The organism is Kocuria nitroreducens (genome assembly GCF_042879195.1).
GTDB lineage: Bacteria > Actinomycetota > Actinomycetes > Actinomycetales > Micrococcaceae > Kocuria > Kocuria nitroreducens.
In genome coordinates, this window is sequence record NZ_JBHZTC010000004.1 from 1 (window position 1) to 15,210 (window position 15,210).

Below are 15,210 nucleotides of genomic sequence, written 5' to 3' on the forward strand. Positions count from 1 at the left end.
TTCGGGAGGCCTCGACCCCTATCCGGCGACCGACGCGCCAACCCGCACTACACCCTCAACTCTGAAGAGCCACAAAACGAGGCGTCCGCCTGACGGGGGTCACTTCAGACGACTGGCTCAAGATCCGCCCGGCCGGGCAGCGAGCCCTGTTCACCCGGGTAGTCCATCCCGGAGTCGTCACCAGCGAACGCATCGGACCCCGAGCCGTCAGCAGGCTCGTGCAGGCACGAGCAAACGCTGCCGGCTTCGACGACATCCTGGTCACAGGCCACTCACTGCGCGCCGGCCATGCCACCTCCGCGGCCATCAACGGCGCTCCCATCGACCGCATCGCGGCCCAGACCCGCCACCGCGACCTGGGCACGCTCCTCACCCACTACATCCGACCCGCCGCAGCGCTAGCCACGTCCACCAGCCGCGATCTTGGACTCTGAAGTCGAGCGGGTTGCCAGCGGCACGCGACAAGAACCGTGTCGGCGGCGCGGGTCATGACGCCAGCCAGTCCAGGACTTCTACCCGACCCATCGCGAGAGCTTGCCCTTGACCAGCCGTCGGAATTGGACAAGTCTCGTCGAGTCAGTCGCGCGGCGCCGGGGCGTGCTCCACCTGGTGGCGATCAGCGTTGTCACCGTCTCCGCTTGGGAGTCAGTCGAAGAGCACGATCTGCCGAATTGCGTCGCCAGACGCGAGGCGGTCGAAGCCTTCGTTGAGGTCTGCTAACGCCAACGAGTGAGTCACTAGGCGATCAACGGGAAGGCGGCCTGCCTGGAACAGGGCGACGTATCGCGGCACGTCACGTCGTGGCACGGCCGTCCCGATGTAGGAACCCTTGAGCGTGCGTTCTTCCGTGGTTAGCGTGACGGCCTTGAGGGTGAGTTCGGCGTCGGGGTGAGGCAGGCCTGCTGTGACAGTGGTGCCACCACGGCCAGTCAACGCGTAGGCAGTCTGCAACGCGGGCACCGCCCCGGCCATCTCAAAGACGTACTCCAGCCTGCCGTGGTCACGGGTGAAGCGCGCAACGGCGTCCCCATCCGTGCTGTCCAGTGTGCTTGTGGCGCCGAGCTCGCGGGCGAACTCGAGACGTTCGGGATTGGTGTCGACGGCGACGACTGCGCGGGCTCCTGAGGCGATGGCCCCGAGCAGCGCGCTCAAACCCACACCGCCAAGCCCCACAACCGCGGCTGAGCTCCCGGCTGTCATCGCGGCGGTGTTGATCACCGCGCCCACCCCGGTGAGGACCGCGCAACCGAAGAGCGCCGCGTGCTCGAAGGGGAGCTCCTCGCTAATCTTGATGCACGACTTCTCCGAGATCACCGCGTGGTCAGCGAAGCAGGCCACCCCCAAGTGGTGGTTCAATTCCTTCCCGCCCTGGTGTAGCCGGCGGGCGCCGCTCAGCAGGGTCCCCTCGGCGTTGGCAGCTGCGCCTGGCTCGCACAGGGCGGGACGGCCGGACTGACAGGGCAGGCAGTCCCCGCAGGAGGGTACGAACGCCATCACCACATGGTCACCCTCGGTGAAGCTGTTGACCCCGTCACCTACTGCTTCTACGATTCCGGCTGCTTCGTGGCCCAAGACCAGCGGCAAACCTCGTTGTCGGTCTCCGTTCATTACTGACAAGTCGGAGTGGCACAATCCCGCCGCCCGGATTCGTACCAGCAACTCTCCGCGACCAGGCCGGTCCAACTCGACCCGCCCTACTTGCAGGGGCTGGCTCTGCGCGTACGGTGCGGGGGCATCGTCTCGGGTCAATACTGCCGCGTCGATTTTCATCGAGTGTTCCTCTCCTCGGGAGTTCCTGGATCTTCTGGCTCGATGTCCGTTTTTTGCGCGGGAGTCTCACCTGCGGACCCCGATCCTGTTGCCGTCTCGGCGAAGGTGCCGTCGTCCTCACCTGAGAAGAAGTCCCTCCCATAAACCAGCAGGCACAGCGCGATGCCGACCGCGAAGGCCCACGTTGCTCCCTGAGTGGCCAGTACTGCACCGGTCACTCCGGCGATCCCGAGGTCCCGCTGACTCCTGGCCTCCATAATCCCGATCCGGACACTGACATACCCCTGGATCAACAGTGTGAGTGCCAAGGCGACGCCGAGGATGGGCTCCACCAAGGTGACGACGGGCATCAGAAGCAAACCTGTGTTTGTACCCCACCGGAACGAGCCGCTACCACCGAAGATGGAGTGCATCGCGGCCTTGCCATCCTTGTATCGCTCGACGATCACCACGTGCATCGCCGCCCAAAGCGGGCCGCACATGGCGACATCTGGCCCGATGATGCTCATCACCGCATTGCGCCCGCCGAAGATGGCGTGTGCCCGGCTGGGGTCGTAGATGACCTTTTCGTCCGGCCGGGACTCATCGGCCTCGTCCAACAAGGCGCGAGCCTGCAGGACATCACCGAACAATACGATGTATGTCGCCAGAACCGTGGGGATGGCGGTCAGGAACATCGACAATGGGGGAAAGCCCAGACCGAACACCGTGTACTGCGACCAGAGCGTACCGAAGTCCGGGTTGCTTAGACCCCACTCGATTTGCGGCCAGGGAGCTTCGTCGAAGAGCGGGGCGATGACGATGGCCAGCGCGATGATGGGGAAGATGCCGAGATTACCGAATCGGCGCCAGAAGCGGCTCGTGGCCTTCAAATTCGCGAAGTGACGCGAAAAGAGGAGGTAGAACGCCAGGCCGACGGCGATCGAAATAGTGAACGGAAAGGTGTGAAAGCGTCCCCCGTCGTCAAATACCGTGATGACCGCAGCGAGGCCGGCGCCCATGACAATCCCCGCCTTGAGCGCTGGCGGGAGGATCCGGACGACTTTCGTCGCCAGCCCGGTGACGCCGAGAGCAACGGCGAACACCCCGAGCGTCAATTGAAACGCGATCAGGGCGAAGACCCGTTGCTCACCCTCTTCAAACGTCGCGACGTAAGCAATCAGCAGTGGGATTGCCGGAGTGATCCAGCCAGGGACTACGGGATCACCTAGCAGATGGTGCGCCAGGTACAACACTCCATTGAGGATGACCACGGCCAAGGCAGCCTCGAACGGCATTCCAAGTAGCTCGGTCATCAACGCAATCGCGGCCAAGTCCACCGCGCACATCAGTAATCCCTGCAAGTAATCCGGCCACTCAAAGCGGTAGTGGACGAACGGAAGCCGCACTTGAAACATGCCAAGCGGCCAGTAAGGTTGGACGCCTCCATCGGTCCGATCGCGATAACTCATCTGCGGCCTCACTTAGCTGTGGTGCGGGACACCAGAACCCGCTTCCGGTGCCCGAGACGAGGGCATCGGCGTGGATGGATCAAACCGTACCGCGCGGGGCGCGGGAGACGCTCGGTGACGGCCCTATGACGCGCCCGGCGCCGGCACTTGCCTTGCGCTCGTCCTGGGGGTTGCATGTGGTCCATGACGAAACAGCTCCGATCGGCTCGCCGATCAGAGCTGGTCGAGAAGCCACCGGGGCTTGTGCTGCCAGCGCAAGCCGCCTTAACCCGGTCGCGCAGCCCCGGTCCACCGTCACCACGGTGACACCGCCCTTCGTCGAGGGCGATCTGACTATGCACCTCGTAAACGATCGCGTCGTCGCCTGACCTTGCGGCGTGAACGGTACGTACGTGTCCCTCTTGACCGGCGCACGGCGGCCACGCTTCGCGTAGGCCTCGAGGACCAGCACGATCTCGTCTTGGTCCGCCACATCAGTGGCTGCGAACTGATCATGAAGCCGCCGGGTTGCGCCCGCTCAATCACGCCATCAGCCGTCGGGGCGACTGCCCACGACATTGGCTCCGTCAACGATGACAACCGGAGTCCAATGAGTTCGCGGGTTCGTCGCGTTCTGCAGGACGTTGACCTGCTCGGCGACCATGACCTATCGTCGGAACCTCTTACCCGAGTCGTGCCAATTTAGTGGGTTGGCCATTCGGTGCCGGTGGCGGTGAGGATCTCACGGGCGGTGTCGGTCAGTGGGTCGGCGGCGACGTGGGGATGGCCGGCGATGACGACGGTGACCTGTTGCAGCGGGCGTAGTGCCTGGACGATCTTTTTGATGCTCATCCCGGTCTGGTCCTGCAGGTGGCGGGCAACGGCCAGGGCCGTGACGACGATGGTGAGGTGGGCTTCGATGGCGTCGCGATCGTGGTGGAACATGGGCCTGGCTCGCAGGTCGGTCTTGCTCATCCGGAACGACGCCTCGACCTGCCACAACGAGTGGTAGGAGGAGATCACCTCTGCTGCGGGCACGGTCACAACGGGCAGGTTGGTGACGTACCCCTTCAGCCCCGCCAGGCTGCGGGCGCGGGCCACAGCGTCCTCGTCCAGGCTCGTCGACCCGTTCACCGTCTTTACGAACCGCGGTGTACGGGCTGGCTTCTCGCCCGCGATGACGGCCTTGGCGCGGTTCTCCTGCAGGGTGAGGGTGGCCCGGTCCCGTGTGGCGCGCTTGGCGGAGTACGCCCATACTGCCCGCCACGCTCGTTCGTGCACCGCGGGGTCCCCGACGGGTTCGGCGCGTTTGTTGTCGTCGTTGACGGACGCCGCCTTGGCGGTGGCCACACGCGGGGTGATGGTGTCGATGATCTGCCCGTCGGTGAACGCATCCCCGTGCCACCGGAAATGAGACGCGAGGTCGCCCGGGGCTTTGGTGACCCGCGAGCCGACGATGAACCGCACCCCGGCCGCATCGAGCTCCTTGAGGTTCGCCGAGGAGAGCATGCCCGCGTCGGCGACCACCACGATGTCGGCCAGGCTGTGGCGTTGCTGGAACTGCTCGATGATCGGCAGGATCGTGGTGGTCTGCCGCCTTGTTGCCCTCGAAGCACCCGACCTCCAGGGGGAACCCGGCACAGTCCACGAGCAGCCCCACGACGACCTGCGGGTCCACGCGCCGTTCCTTCGAGTAACCGACCTTCCGCAGCTCGTCCTCCTGTTCGGCCTCGAAGTAGAGGGTGGTCACGTCGTACAGGACCAGCGACAGGTCCCCGTGGCCGGCGGCGTGGGCGAAGCACGCCGCCGCGACCTGGTCGCGGTAGCCGCGCTCTTGAGCGCGGGCCAGGCACCGGAACATCGTGCGCAGCGACGCGTGCGGCACACCGAGTTCGTCCAGGACCCGCAGTGAGTCGGCCTTGCTCGTCGGTTCCACGATCCGCGCCAGCACCAGCGCCTTGAAGGCCTCATCGTCCAGGGCATCGAACCCCAACTTGGCGTACGCGCTGGTCAGGACATGCCACAGCACCGCGCTGCACTTGCCGGTGATCATCGACTGCCCCGCCGGCACCGCGCCCGCGCTCAGGTCAAGCTCGCTCTGACCCGGGTGCATCTTCACCCGAGCCGCCTCCAGCAACGCGGTCAGCTCGGCCTCGGTGTGCGCTGACCCCAGGTGCTCCAGGACCTTGTCCCGACCGCCTCGGCGCTCAGCGATCTGCACCGCCGTCGCCCCCGACGCCGTCCGGACCTTGCGCACGAACACCACGATCCGACCCTACCCACACCATTAGTGTGTCGCCGACCCCCACCACAAGACCCTGACCAGCGACAACACCAGCCGAGCCAACCAGCACCCCTCAAGTGGCACGAGTCAGGCCAGACGCTGCATTGCACGCTGAAGCACTGCCGGACCCGGGACTGTCCGATAAACGGTGTGTGGGGTCCGGCGGTTTTCATCAGTGAGTGGTTCTCTCGAACCGTCCGGCGAAGGGGAAACGCGAACGCGTTCAGCGCCGGCTTCCACCGGGTGACCCATCGTGTCTGCCCGGTGCCCTTCGGGTCCAGACTTCGTACTACGAGGTACAGGGTCTTCATCGCGGACTGCTCGTTGGGGAAGTGGCCCCGGGCCCGTACCGCGCGTCGGAACCGGGCATTGAGGGACTCGATCGCGTTGGTCGAGCAGATCACCCGCCGGATCTCCACGTCGTAGAGCCTGTTGCAGAATCCGCCTGCAGGAGCCGGTCCAAAGCTGATCCGAGTCGATGATGACGAGGGGCCGGCCCCGGGCCGCGCCGAGGACGGGGTCCAGGACCCCTGCCTTCAGGCGGTGGGGGTTGCTCGGTGGATTTTGAGGATGTTGAACGCTGTGGCGGCCAGGTGTAGCTCGCTGGTGGCGCGATCGAGGCCGCGGCGGGAGAACCGGTCGATGATCTTCTTCAGATTGCCGATGCCAGGTTCCACCGTCGCTGCTCGACGCTTGGAGAGATCGCGGCCTGCACGGGTGCGCAGCCGGTGGGCATTGGCCTCACGCGGGGTCGCCTCCGCTGAGGGCGGCCCGTGTGCCGGTTCCTGGGCCGCGGCGCGCTGGTCGTCGCGCCGCTTGCCCAAGGCGATCAACCGGTCCGGTCCTGCAGCGGTGAGGTTGGCGTCGCTGTTGTACCCGGCGTCGGCCAGCACGGTGCCCACCACGTGATCGGGGCTGCCGGTGTGGGCGTGCATCCGTATTGCTACGCGCTGGGCGGCGTCCATCATCGGGGTGAAGCAGCCTTGATCGTTCGGTGTCTGTCCCACCTGCACCGCGACGATGAGTTGATCGCTGGTGACCGCGACCTGGGCGTTGTAGCCCTGCAGGAATCCTCGACGGGTCGGCATGATCCGCGATTGCGGGTCGGTGGTGTTCGCCACGACCTTCGGCAGCCCCTTCCCGGCCGGGACCGGCTCCACGGCGGCTGCGGCGGCGGCGGCCTCGGCATTGGCCACGACGCGGCGAGCCCGCGCCACCCTCGTGCTCTCGGCCATCGGCACCGGCGGACGCCCCATCGGTTTCCTACCCGCCGCGACCAGGGCGGCGTACCGGTCCAGCTTCGCCTGATGCGAGGTGATCTCCCGGACCAGGTGCGCCCGTGCCTCGGCGAGCCGGTGCGGCCCGTTCGGGATCCGGCCGACCACCGGCTGTCCCTGCTCCGAGCGGCGGCGCCTCGCCAACGCGGCGGCCTCGTGCTCGGCCTGATCCCGGGTGCGTCGTTGCCGCTGGGCTTTGAGCTCTTCGGAGGCCTGCTGGATCCTCTCCCGCCGCCGGGTGCGGTCCCCCAGATCGGCGGGCACCCGATCCGGGCGGTCGTCGCCATCCCCATCACCCGCTGCGGCGTCCTCGGCCCGGTCTGTCTCCTGGGCCTCGGCGACCACGCCGGCGACGTGCCGATCGAACCAGTCCTGGCCACGGTTGGCGTCGATCGAGGCGTTCGCGGCGATCTTGGTGCCGTCGATCGCGACCGTGCCGAACCGGCCCAGCCCGGCCCGGGCGGCGATCATCAAGACCTGCGCGAACAACTCCGTGAACGCGTCCTGGGAATCGGCGCGGAATCTGGCGATCGTGGTGTGATCCGGGCCGTCCTGGGCGCACAACACCCTAAACGCCACATCCGTGAGACACATCCGCTCGATCGCCCGCGAGGACCGCACCCCTTGGCAGTACGCGTAGACCAACAGTCCCAGCAGCATCTGCGGGTCGTAACCAGCAGCGCCGGGCCCGCCACGACGCCGGGTGCGTTCCAGAGCAGTGATGTCGAGAGCCTCGACGGTCTCCAGCACGAACCAGACCAGGTGATCCTGCGGAAGCCACTCCCGCAGATCCACCGGCAACAGCATCGGCTGGTCCCGGAGCACCGGGCGATACGACTTGGCCATGCCACATCATCCCCCGCCCACCACCGACACACCACGCCCCGACGACACCCGATTCTGCAACAGGCTCCGTAGTCCAGGAACGGCACGAACTGAAGCCCAGGAGGACTCCCACAGCTGCACGATCGCCGGATACCGCTGGCGCCACTGGGCCTTGAACTGAAGCGAACCGGTCCTTCGCCGCGGCCTCGGACGGGGCGGTGTAGACCGGCTTGAGCGCCTTGACGATCCCGTCACGGTGCTGGCGGCCCGCGTAGCGAAAGGAGTTGCGGATCAGGTGCACGATGCACTGCTGAACCACCGTCTGCGTCCAGGTGGTGTTGATCGCCTCCGGCAGGCCCTTGAGCCCGTCGCAGACAGCGATGAACACGTCCCCGACACCCCGGTTCTTCAACTCGGAGAACACCTGCAGCCAGAACCGGGCGCCCTCGGCGCCGTCGCCGGCCCAGATCCCGAGGATGTCGCGTCCCCGTGCACGGTCACGCCCATGACGACGTAGAACGGGGTGTTGCGCACCTGCCCGTCGCGGACCAACACCGGCGATCGCGTCGACGAAGAGCACCGGGTAGAGCGGGTCCAGCGGACGGGAGGACCACTCGGCCAGCTCGCCGGCGACCTTCTGAAGTGATCCGGCTGATGGTGTCCTTGGAGACCTTCGCCCCGTAGACCTCCTCGAAGTGCGCGGCGATCTCCCCGGTGGTCAGCCCGCGGGCCGACAGCGAAAGCACGATCTGATCGATCCCGTCCAGGCGCCGCTTGCCCTTGGGCACGATCACCGGTGTGAGCGACCCGTCCCGGTCCCGCGGCACCTCGATTTCAACGGGGCCGATCTCGGTCAGCACGGTCTTCACCCGGGTCCCGTTGCGCATGCTGGCCGCGATCGGGGTCTGCCCGTGATCGTGTCCGAGGTGCTCGGTCAGCTCCGCCTCGAGCACGGTCTCGAGGACGTTCTTCGTGCGCTGGTTCAGCAGGCCACCGGGACCCACCAGGCTCACGCCTTGCTCCTTGGCCTGGGCCAGCAGGCGTTCGGCGAGTTCCTTCTGATCGATGATCTCTCCCGTCACGGGATCGATCATCTCCTCTGTCCTGTCAGTCGTGAAGTCGGTCATTGCCGTCTCCTTTCGGATCAGGCCGGACCCTCACACACCGTTTTTCTTACAGTCCCGCACGGATACCAGGCCTGGCAGACCAACGTGGAGATGATGCTCAAAGCCTTCCCCGATCTCCACGCCGAGATCCTTGACGTCTTCGGCCAGGAGGACCGTGTCGCGGTACGCCTGATGTTCCGCGGAACCCACCGCGGTGAGTTCCAGGGGGTGGCCCCCACCGGACGGGAGGTGCGCTACGACAGCATCGAGCGGTACCGGGTCACCGATGGGCGCCTGGCCGAGAAGTGGATCGCCTCGGACATTGCAACCCTGATGCACCAGATCACCGGTTCCGTAGCCCAGAGTTCCCCCGCCAGCGGCCACACCAAGAACTGAAGCAATGAGCTGCGCCCCGGGTGCCGGCCGCACCCGGGACGCAGGATTCAGATGTGCTGGCGCACCGCGGACATGAAGTCTTCGGCCTCATCGGCGTGGAAGCACAGCACGTCCACCGTTTCCACTTCTTGCGGCAACCGGACCCGCACCGGGTAGGCCAGCACGACCTCGACGTTGGTGGCCTGCTGCATCCACAGGGACAGAACCCGGCCATCGGCGGTGTCGGCCACCTTGGCAGGCTTGCCCGCGTCGCTCACCTGCGCCACGGACTCCACCGCTTCCCAGGGAACCGCGATGTCGATCTCGGCCCCGTCCCGCACCCGGATGCCCGCCGGCCCCACGGCATGGGGACGGGTGAGGTACCCGAGGAGAAGCCCGAGCATCCACAGCAGCCCCCAGATGCCCACCACCAGCAGCGGGATGCGCACCAGCGGCCACTGCTGCACCAGCAGATCCACGGCCACCAGCTCAATCGCCGAAGCGACCAGGAAGCCGATCAGCAGGGGCAGCACCGGCTGGTGGTAGGTGAACCCGACCGCCCCGGCTGGGACCCGGGGCCGGCGCAGAAGGAAGCGGTAGATGCTGCGCCAGACGGCAATCTCCATCTGCACGGCCCGCCGCCCCAGATAGACCGCTCGGTGCCACCAAGACCGCTGAGCCTCCACCGTGGTCGCACTCATCGCCCGGCCTCCGACCCGCCGGCAGAAGCCTCGGCCACCAACCCGTGCAGTCGTTGCAGCACGTGCGCGAGCCCTTCCTCCAGGGCACCCGCCTGCTCGGGGCCCAGCCCGGTCACCAGCTGCCGGGCCAGCTCCTGGTGCTCGGCCTCCATCGTCGCCATGGCTTGTTCCCCTCGGTCGGTGAGCGTGACCAAAAATGCCCGCCGATCCCCCGGATGCGGCTGGCGCTGTACATACCCGGCCCCTTCCAGGGCATCCACCAGGCCCGAGACATTGCGGGCACTGACCTGCAGCACCCTTGACAGGGCCTGCTGGGTGGAGGGCCCCATCCGGTGCAGCTCCCACAACAGATGAGTGCGCGCTGTGGTCAATCCCGTGCCCTCAAAGGCACGAGACATGTCCTGCTGCAGCACAACGCTGACTTCAAGAAGCTGGTCCAGGATCCGGATGGCATACGTCATACCGTTACCGTACTTCACATTTACAAGGCTTCACCACTTGAAGCACGGGTGAGTGATAGGGCCATCAATAGCTCTGCGGGAAGCGCAACCCCACATCCACTCCTTCCGGAATAGGAATCGGGAACCCTATTCACGAGACGTCTCGCGTCCCTTGACTTGTCATACATCAGCTGGTGCGTCGAACGCGTTCCGTTCCGTCGGCCTGCACGTCCGGTACATCCCGATTCAGGGCTGCAAGCTCGGCCACGAGACGGGCGAAGTGGGAACTGACGATGCTCGTGCTGATATGGCGTCTCATCACCTTTTCAGCGCTCTCCTTCCCCGTGCGTCTGCGATGAGAACCTTCTCCTCGCGGACTGTCAGGGCCACGGCGGATTGGACCGTCGCGCGACAGCGCGCGTGAGGCAGCCAAGGTCGTCTTCGGTGCTGCTGCCGGTCGAGCAGACCGTGTCGGAGCAGGCACGGGCGCCCGGGCCGGTGGAGAGAAACGAGGGCCTCGTGAGGGAGTCCAATTCGCCCGCCGGCCGCCGACGCTGACGAGGCGATGCCGGTGCGTTCTGCCGGATCCAGTGACGGTGGGAGTGAACGCGGGGCCGCGGCGGGCGACTCAGGCCCGGAGGTGCTCCAGCAGTGCGTGCACGATGGGCACGTCGGCCGGGATCCAGGGGAGCTGGAGCGCGGCGGCGGGGTCGTCGAGCGGAAGCCACCGCACGGCCAGGTGGTCCTCCCCCACCACGGGCCGCGGGTCGCCGCCGGCGGCCACGGCCGTCCAGACCCGCATCGCCGCGGTGTCCTTGAGCGGCCAGCCCTGGGCGTGCGGTCCGCGCACCTCCGTGAGCAGCCGGACGTCCACGCCGAGCTCCTCGGCGCACTCCCGCACCAGGGCCTGCTCGCAGCTCTCGTGCGGCTCCTGCTTGCCGCCGGGGAACTCCCACAGGCCCCGCAGGGCCCCGGGGTAGGCCCGCTGCGCGGCGAGGAAGGCCGTGGGGCGGCGCGCGTCGTCGAGCAGGGCGGCACCGACCACCTGGGTGCGGTGAGCGGCGGGCAGCGGTGCGGTCACGGGCTCAGCCCCCGGCCCCCGGGGCGCCGCTGGGCGCGGGCCGAGGCGTACAGACACACGGTGGCGGCAGTGCCCACGTTGAGGGACTCCGCCCGGCCGTGCACCGGCACGGCGACGCGGTGGTCGGCCAGCGCCTTCTCCGCCTCCGACAGCCCCCGGGCCTCGTTGCCGAAGATCCACACGGTGGGCCGGGCCAGGTCGTACTCGTTGTCGACGCCGTCCGCACCGGCGGCGCGTGCCGCGGAGACGTCCTGGAGCCGGTCGAGGTCGACGTCCCCGTGGCCGTCGGCGGCCAGCACGCCGCACCCGGCAGCGCGGGCGGCCGCGAGCAGCGCGGGCAGGTCGGCGCCCACGACCACGGGAAGGTGGAAGAGGGAGCCGGCGGTCGAGCGCACGGTCTTGGGGTTGTAGACGTCCACGCTGCCGGCGGTGAGCACCACCGCGTCCGCGCCGGCGGCGTCCGCGGCGCGCAGGACGGTGCCGGCGTTGCCGGGGTCCTGCACCCGGGCCAGCACGCTCACGAGCCGGGGCCCGGCGGCGAGCACGGTCCCAAGGTCCGTGTCGAGGGGTCGGCACACGACGACGACGCCCTGCGGGGTCACCGCGTCGCTCATGGCGGCGAGGACCTCCCGCGTCACGAGTCGGACGAACACGGAGCGGTCCTCGGCCGCGCGCTCCAGGAGGGCGGTGACGTCCGGGTGGCGGTCCAGGGCGTCCTCGGTGACGTAGACGGCGTCCACGCACGGAGACTCCAGGTGCCGGGCGAGAGCCTCGCGGGCGTTCTGCGGGCCCTCGGCGAGAAACAGACCGCGCTTGGAACGCGCGGAGCGCCCGGCCAGTCCCGCGACGTCCTTGACCCGATCGGCTCGGGGGTTGGACATCGGCTGGGCGGCCAGGCGCTCCGTGAGGTTCACTGCTCCGACTGGGCTCAGGCGGCGGCTTCGCGCGGCGCGGAGGTGTCCTCCGGCAGGGCGTTCTTCGCGATCTCGACCAGGCCCGCGAACGCCTGCTGGTCGTTGACGGCCAGCTCGGCGAGCATGCGGCGGTCGACCTCCACCTCGGCGGCCTTCAGGCCCTGGATGAAGCGGTTGTAGGTCAGGCCGTTGGCGCGGGCCGCGGCGTTGATGCGCTGGATCCACAGCCGGCGGAAGTCGCCCTTGCGCTTCCGGCGGTCGTTGTAGCTGTAGACGAACGAGTGGGTGACCTGCTCCTTCGCCTTGCGGTACAGGCGCGAGCGCTGGCCGCGGTAGCCGGAGGCCTGCTCGAGGATTTCCCGGCGCTTCTTGTGGGCGTTGACCGCCCGCTTCACACGTGCCACGTGTGTACTCCATTCACTTCGGTCCCGGACCTTGCGGCCGGGAGGTCAATTCTGTGCGGGGCGGGGAGACGGGCTCCCCAACGGATGCGGTGGGGACTACTTGCCCAGCATCTTCTTGATGACCTTGGCGTCGCCGGGGGCCACGATCTGGTCGGAGGCCAGGCGACGGGTCAGCCGGGAGGACTTGTGCTCCAGGTAGTGGCGGCGGTTGGCCTGCTGGCGCTTCACCTTGCCGGTACCGGTGAGCTTGAAGCGCTTCTTCGCCCCGCTGTGGGTCTTCATCTTCGGCATGTAGGCCGCTCTCCTTGCGATTCGTCCGGTGGTGGCCACCGGAGGGCGCGACGACGTCCGCCGCACCTCCACGGTGCCCCGGGGCGCAACCGGGACCGGCTGCACGCCACGGGGCGCTGTCTGTTCTGTTCCGCTCGCGCGAAAGGTCGTGCGCCGCTCAGGCCTGGGGCCCGGGCTTGGCGCCCGGCTTGGGGCCGGGCCGGGGGGCCTTCGGCCCGGCGGCCGGAGCCTTGGGCGCCGGGGCCTGCGGAGCCGGGGCCTTGGGAGCCGGCGGCTTCGGGGCGGCCTGCGGCGCCGGAGTCTCGACGACCTCGGGCGCCGGGGTCTCGACGGCCTCGGGCGCCGATACCTCTGCGGCCTCCGGCTCGAGGGCGGCGGTCTGCGCCGTCTCCGGGGCCGGTGCCGGCTCCTGGACCTCGGGCTCCGGGACCGGCTGCTGCACCGGCTCCTCGACCTGCCCGGCCCGCTCGCGCAGCTCGGCCGGGAACGCGTCCCCGATCGACTGGGTCACGGGGGCCGCGGAGGACGTGTCGATCTTGTCCTTCGCCTTGCGCTCGTTCTCGGCCTTCGCCTCGTCGCGCTGCTTCTGGCGGCGCGCCTCGGCCTTGGCCTCGGCCTTGTTCTTCAGCGGTCCCACGACCATCACCATGTTGCGGCCGTCGACCCGGGGGCTCGACTCCACCGCGCCGACCTCGGCGACGTCGTTCGCGAAGCGCTCGAGCAGGCGGACGCCCATCTCGGGACGCTGCTGCTCGCGACCGCGGAACTGGATCATGGCCTTGACCTTGTCGCCGGACCCGAGGAACCGCTTGGCGTGGCCGACCTTGGTCTCGTAGTCGTGGGTGTCGATCTTGAGCCGGAACCGGACCTCTTTGAGGACTGTGTTCGTCTGGTTCTTGCGCGACTCCCGGGCCTTGACCGCGGCCTCGTACTTGTACTTGCCGAAGTCCATGAGCTTGGCCACCGGCGGCTTGGCGTTGGGCGCCACCTCGACCAGATCGAGATCCGATTCGCGGGCCAGCCTCAGTGCGTCCTCGACGCGGACGATGCCGACCTGCTCGCCTGCGGGTCCGACGAGACGGACTTCGGGGACTCGGATTCTGTCATTGATACGTGGATCGCTAATGCCGTGCTCCTGATGCTCTGCGTGGTCGCCCGGAGGTTTCCGGGGACCTCATGGTTCGGTCCGGTCCGCAACGACAAAAGCCCCCGCTGCGGTCGGCAAGCGGAGGCTCATCGGTGCGTCACACAGGGGTGACGCGCTGCATGACGGAGCGGGCGCGGATGTTTCCGGCCGTGCCGTCGTGCGGACGATGTCGTCGCGGACCCGGCGGCCGTGAGCCGGTCGTCCGAGAGGATCGGGGACCGTGGCCGGCGCGGGTGGGAGTCTCCTCCACTTGCACACTGCCGACCAGTCTAGCCCATGGGCCGCGGGTTCGGGAATCGACGGTCGTGCGGGGCGTCACGCGTCCTCGGTGCTGTGCAGGGCCCGGTGGGCCGAGAGCAGCTCCGTCTCCGGCCGGGCGGCGACGAAGCGCTCGACCTCGTCAAGGACCTCCACGAGCCGGGCGGCGTCCGCCGCGACCACGGCGGTGCCCACGAGAGCCCGGCGGTGGAGCTCGAGGTGGCCGACCTCGGCTGCGGTCACCGGGAACCGGCGGCGCAGCTCGGCCACGAGGGGACGCACCACGGAGCGCTTGCCCTTGAGGGAGTGGACGTCCCCGAGGAGCACGTCGAACTCGATCCAGCCGACCCACACGGCGCCCCGCCTCCTTCCGGCCGGTCCCCGGCCTCCCCTGCAGGATAGTGCCGGCGGCGGCAGAAGGGTCCGGTCGGCCGAGGGCGGTGTGGCAGAGTTGGGCCATGACTTCCGAGAACACCTACCGCTTCGACGACGACGCACGGTCCGGCCAGGAGATCCCGCAGGAGACGGTCAGTGCCGTCGACGAGCAGATGCGCGACATCGCGGAGGTCCCGGCCATCGAGGTCATCACCACCGCGGCCGTGCACCTCATGAGCGCGGCCGCGGTGAAGTGCGGTCTCGCCGCCGGGGAGGACGCCGAGGCGCTCAAGGACCTCGACGAGGCCCGCAAGCTCATCACCGCGCTGGCCGGCTTCGTCACCGCCGCGGCCCCGGAGATCGGCTCGCAGCACGCCGCTCCGCTGCGCGACGGCCTGCGCACCCTGCAGCTCGCGTTCCGGGAGGCCTCGCGCTACCCGGACGCCCCCGGTCAGGGACCCGGCGAGCGGTTCACGGGTCCGGTCACCTGAGGGCTGTCGGCACGGACGTCGCGGGCTGATCCGGGCTCCCC

15 protein-coding genes and 3 pseudogenes are annotated in these 15,210 nt (G+C 68.3%); 3 read left to right on the top strand and 15 right to left on the bottom strand.

The window, feature by feature from the left end:
• Positions 1–218: 218 nt before the first annotated feature.
• Positions 219–434 carry a hypothetical protein gene (locus ACFYE1_RS03265; RefSeq protein WP_387739921.1) on the top strand — a complete coding sequence of 72 codons (216 nt, stop codon included), beginning with the start codon at positions 219–221 and terminating at the stop codon, positions 432–434.
• Positions 435–645: 211 nt separating this feature from the next.
• On the opposite strand, the gene ACFYE1_RS03270 is transcribed toward ACFYE1_RS03265, so the two are convergent.
• The 7 genes and pseudogenes from ACFYE1_RS03270 to ACFYE1_RS03300 form a co-directional block, all read right to left on the bottom strand.
• Positions 646–1,770 (bottom strand): zinc-dependent alcohol dehydrogenase family protein, encoded by a 1,125-nt coding sequence (locus ACFYE1_RS03270; protein WP_387739923.1) that lies wholly within the window; start codon positions 1,768–1,770, stop codon positions 646–648.
• Entirely contained in the window at positions 1,767–3,221 is a 1,455-nt protein-coding gene (locus ACFYE1_RS03275) for a hypothetical protein (protein WP_387739925.1), read from the bottom strand. The genes ACFYE1_RS03270 and ACFYE1_RS03275 overlap by 4 nt, the downstream gene beginning before the upstream one ends.
• Positions 3,222–3,902: 681 nt before the next feature.
• A pseudogene (locus tag ACFYE1_RS03280) lies at positions 3,903–5,466 on the bottom strand (IS1634 family transposase).
• Positions 5,467–5,696: 230 nt separating this feature from the next.
• Positions 5,697–5,909, bottom strand: a pseudogene (locus ACFYE1_RS03285) (transposase); the annotation flags it as partial.
• Between the two features lie 111 nt (positions 5,910–6,020).
• A complete protein-coding gene (locus ACFYE1_RS03290; RefSeq protein WP_387739926.1) occupies positions 6,021–7,607 on the bottom strand; it encodes a transposase in 1,587 nt (528 codons plus the stop codon).
• 211 nt (positions 7,608–7,818) lie between these two features.
• Positions 7,819–8,166: pseudogene (locus ACFYE1_RS03295) on the bottom strand (transposase); the annotation flags it as partial.
• Positions 8,084–8,713: a transposase gene (locus tag ACFYE1_RS03300; protein WP_387739927.1), complete on the bottom strand. Its 630-nt coding sequence runs from the start codon at positions 8,711–8,713 to the stop codon at positions 8,084–8,086. The gene ACFYE1_RS03300 and the pseudogene ACFYE1_RS03295, both read right to left, overlap by 83 nt.
• Between ACFYE1_RS03300 and ACFYE1_RS03305 the strand changes: the two genes are divergently transcribed.
• A complete protein-coding gene (locus ACFYE1_RS03305; RefSeq protein ID WP_387739928.1) occupies positions 8,603–9,088 on the top strand; it encodes an ester cyclase in 486 nt (161 codons plus the stop codon). The genes ACFYE1_RS03300 and ACFYE1_RS03305 overlap by 111 nt on opposite strands.
• A 47-nt stretch (positions 9,089–9,135) precedes the next feature.
• On the opposite strand, the gene ACFYE1_RS03310 is transcribed toward ACFYE1_RS03305, so the two are convergent.
• The 8 genes from ACFYE1_RS03310 to ACFYE1_RS03345 form a co-directional block, all read right to left on the bottom strand.
• Positions 9,136–9,693, bottom strand: coding sequence for a hypothetical protein (locus ACFYE1_RS03310; RefSeq protein WP_387740236.1), 558 nt, complete (start codon positions 9,691–9,693; stop codon positions 9,136–9,138).
• A 71-nt stretch (positions 9,694–9,764) separates the two neighbouring features.
• Complete coding sequence (locus tag ACFYE1_RS03315) at positions 9,765–10,247, bottom strand: MarR family winged helix-turn-helix transcriptional regulator (protein WP_387739929.1); 483 nt, start codon at positions 10,245–10,247, stop codon at positions 9,765–9,767.
• Positions 10,248–10,836: 589 nt separating this feature from the next.
• A complete protein-coding gene (locus ACFYE1_RS03320) occupies positions 10,837–11,289 on the bottom strand; it encodes a (deoxy)nucleoside triphosphate pyrophosphohydrolase (protein ID WP_387739932.1) in 453 nt (150 codons plus the stop codon).
• Positions 11,286–12,203 carry a TrmH family RNA methyltransferase gene (locus tag ACFYE1_RS03325; RefSeq protein WP_387739934.1) on the bottom strand — a complete coding sequence of 306 codons (918 nt, stop codon included), beginning with the start codon at positions 12,201–12,203 and terminating at the stop codon, positions 11,286–11,288. The genes ACFYE1_RS03320 and ACFYE1_RS03325 overlap by 4 nt, the downstream gene beginning before the upstream one ends.
• Before the next feature lie 14 nt (positions 12,204–12,217).
• The gene (rplT, locus tag ACFYE1_RS03330; RefSeq protein WP_031282709.1) at positions 12,218–12,607 is read right to left on the bottom strand and encodes a 50S ribosomal protein L20; all 390 of its coding nucleotides are present in this window, start codon (positions 12,605–12,607) and stop codon (positions 12,218–12,220) included.
• A gap of 96 nt (positions 12,608–12,703) precedes the next feature.
• A complete protein-coding gene (gene rpmI / locus ACFYE1_RS03335) occupies positions 12,704–12,898 on the bottom strand; it encodes a 50S ribosomal protein L35 (RefSeq protein ID WP_017832891.1) in 195 nt (64 codons plus the stop codon).
• 157 nt (positions 12,899–13,055) lie between these two features.
• On the bottom strand, positions 13,056–14,024 hold the full coding sequence (gene infC, locus ACFYE1_RS03340; RefSeq protein WP_387740238.1) for a translation initiation factor IF-3: 969 nt from the start codon (positions 14,022–14,024) through the stop codon (positions 13,056–13,058).
• Positions 14,025–14,360: 336 nt separating this feature from the next.
• A complete protein-coding gene (locus ACFYE1_RS03345) occupies positions 14,361–14,657 on the bottom strand; it encodes a DUF503 domain-containing protein (protein ID WP_387739937.1) in 297 nt (98 codons plus the stop codon).
• Positions 14,658–14,761: 104 nt separating this feature from the next.
• Between ACFYE1_RS03345 and ACFYE1_RS03350 the strand changes: the two genes are divergently transcribed.
• Entirely contained in the window at positions 14,762–15,169 is a 408-nt protein-coding gene (locus ACFYE1_RS03350; protein ID WP_387739939.1) for a DUF1844 domain-containing protein, read from the top strand.
• Positions 15,170–15,210 lie beyond the last annotated feature (41 nt).

What these genes read in the sequence shown, in the direction of transcription:
- ACFYE1_RS03270 (WP_387739923.1), bottom strand. Translation starts at nt 1,770, where the DNA reads ATGAAAATCGACGCGGCAGTATTGACCCGAGACGATGCCCCCGCACCG.
- ACFYE1_RS03275 (WP_387739925.1), bottom strand. Translation starts at nt 3,221, where the DNA reads ATGAGTTATCGCGATCGGACCGATGGAGGCGTCCAACCTTACTGGCCG.
- ACFYE1_RS03290 (WP_387739926.1), bottom strand. Translation starts at nt 7,607, where the DNA reads ATGGCCAAGTCGTATCGCCCGGTGCTCCGGGACCAGCCGATGCTGTTG.
- ACFYE1_RS03300 (WP_387739927.1), bottom strand. Translation starts at nt 8,713, where the DNA reads ATGACCGACTTCACGACTGACAGGACAGAGGAGATGATCGATCCCGTG.
- ACFYE1_RS03310 (WP_387740236.1), bottom strand. Translation starts at nt 9,693, where the DNA reads ATGGAGATTGCCGTCTGGCGCAGCATCTACCGCTTCCTTCTGCGCCGG.
- rpmI (WP_017832891.1), bottom strand. Translation starts at nt 12,898, where the DNA reads ATGCCGAAGATGAAGACCCACAGCGGGGCGAAGAAGCGCTTCAAGCTC.
- ACFYE1_RS03350 (WP_387739939.1), top strand. Translation starts at nt 14,762, where the DNA reads ATGACTTCCGAGAACACCTACCGCTTCGACGACGACGCACGGTCCGGC.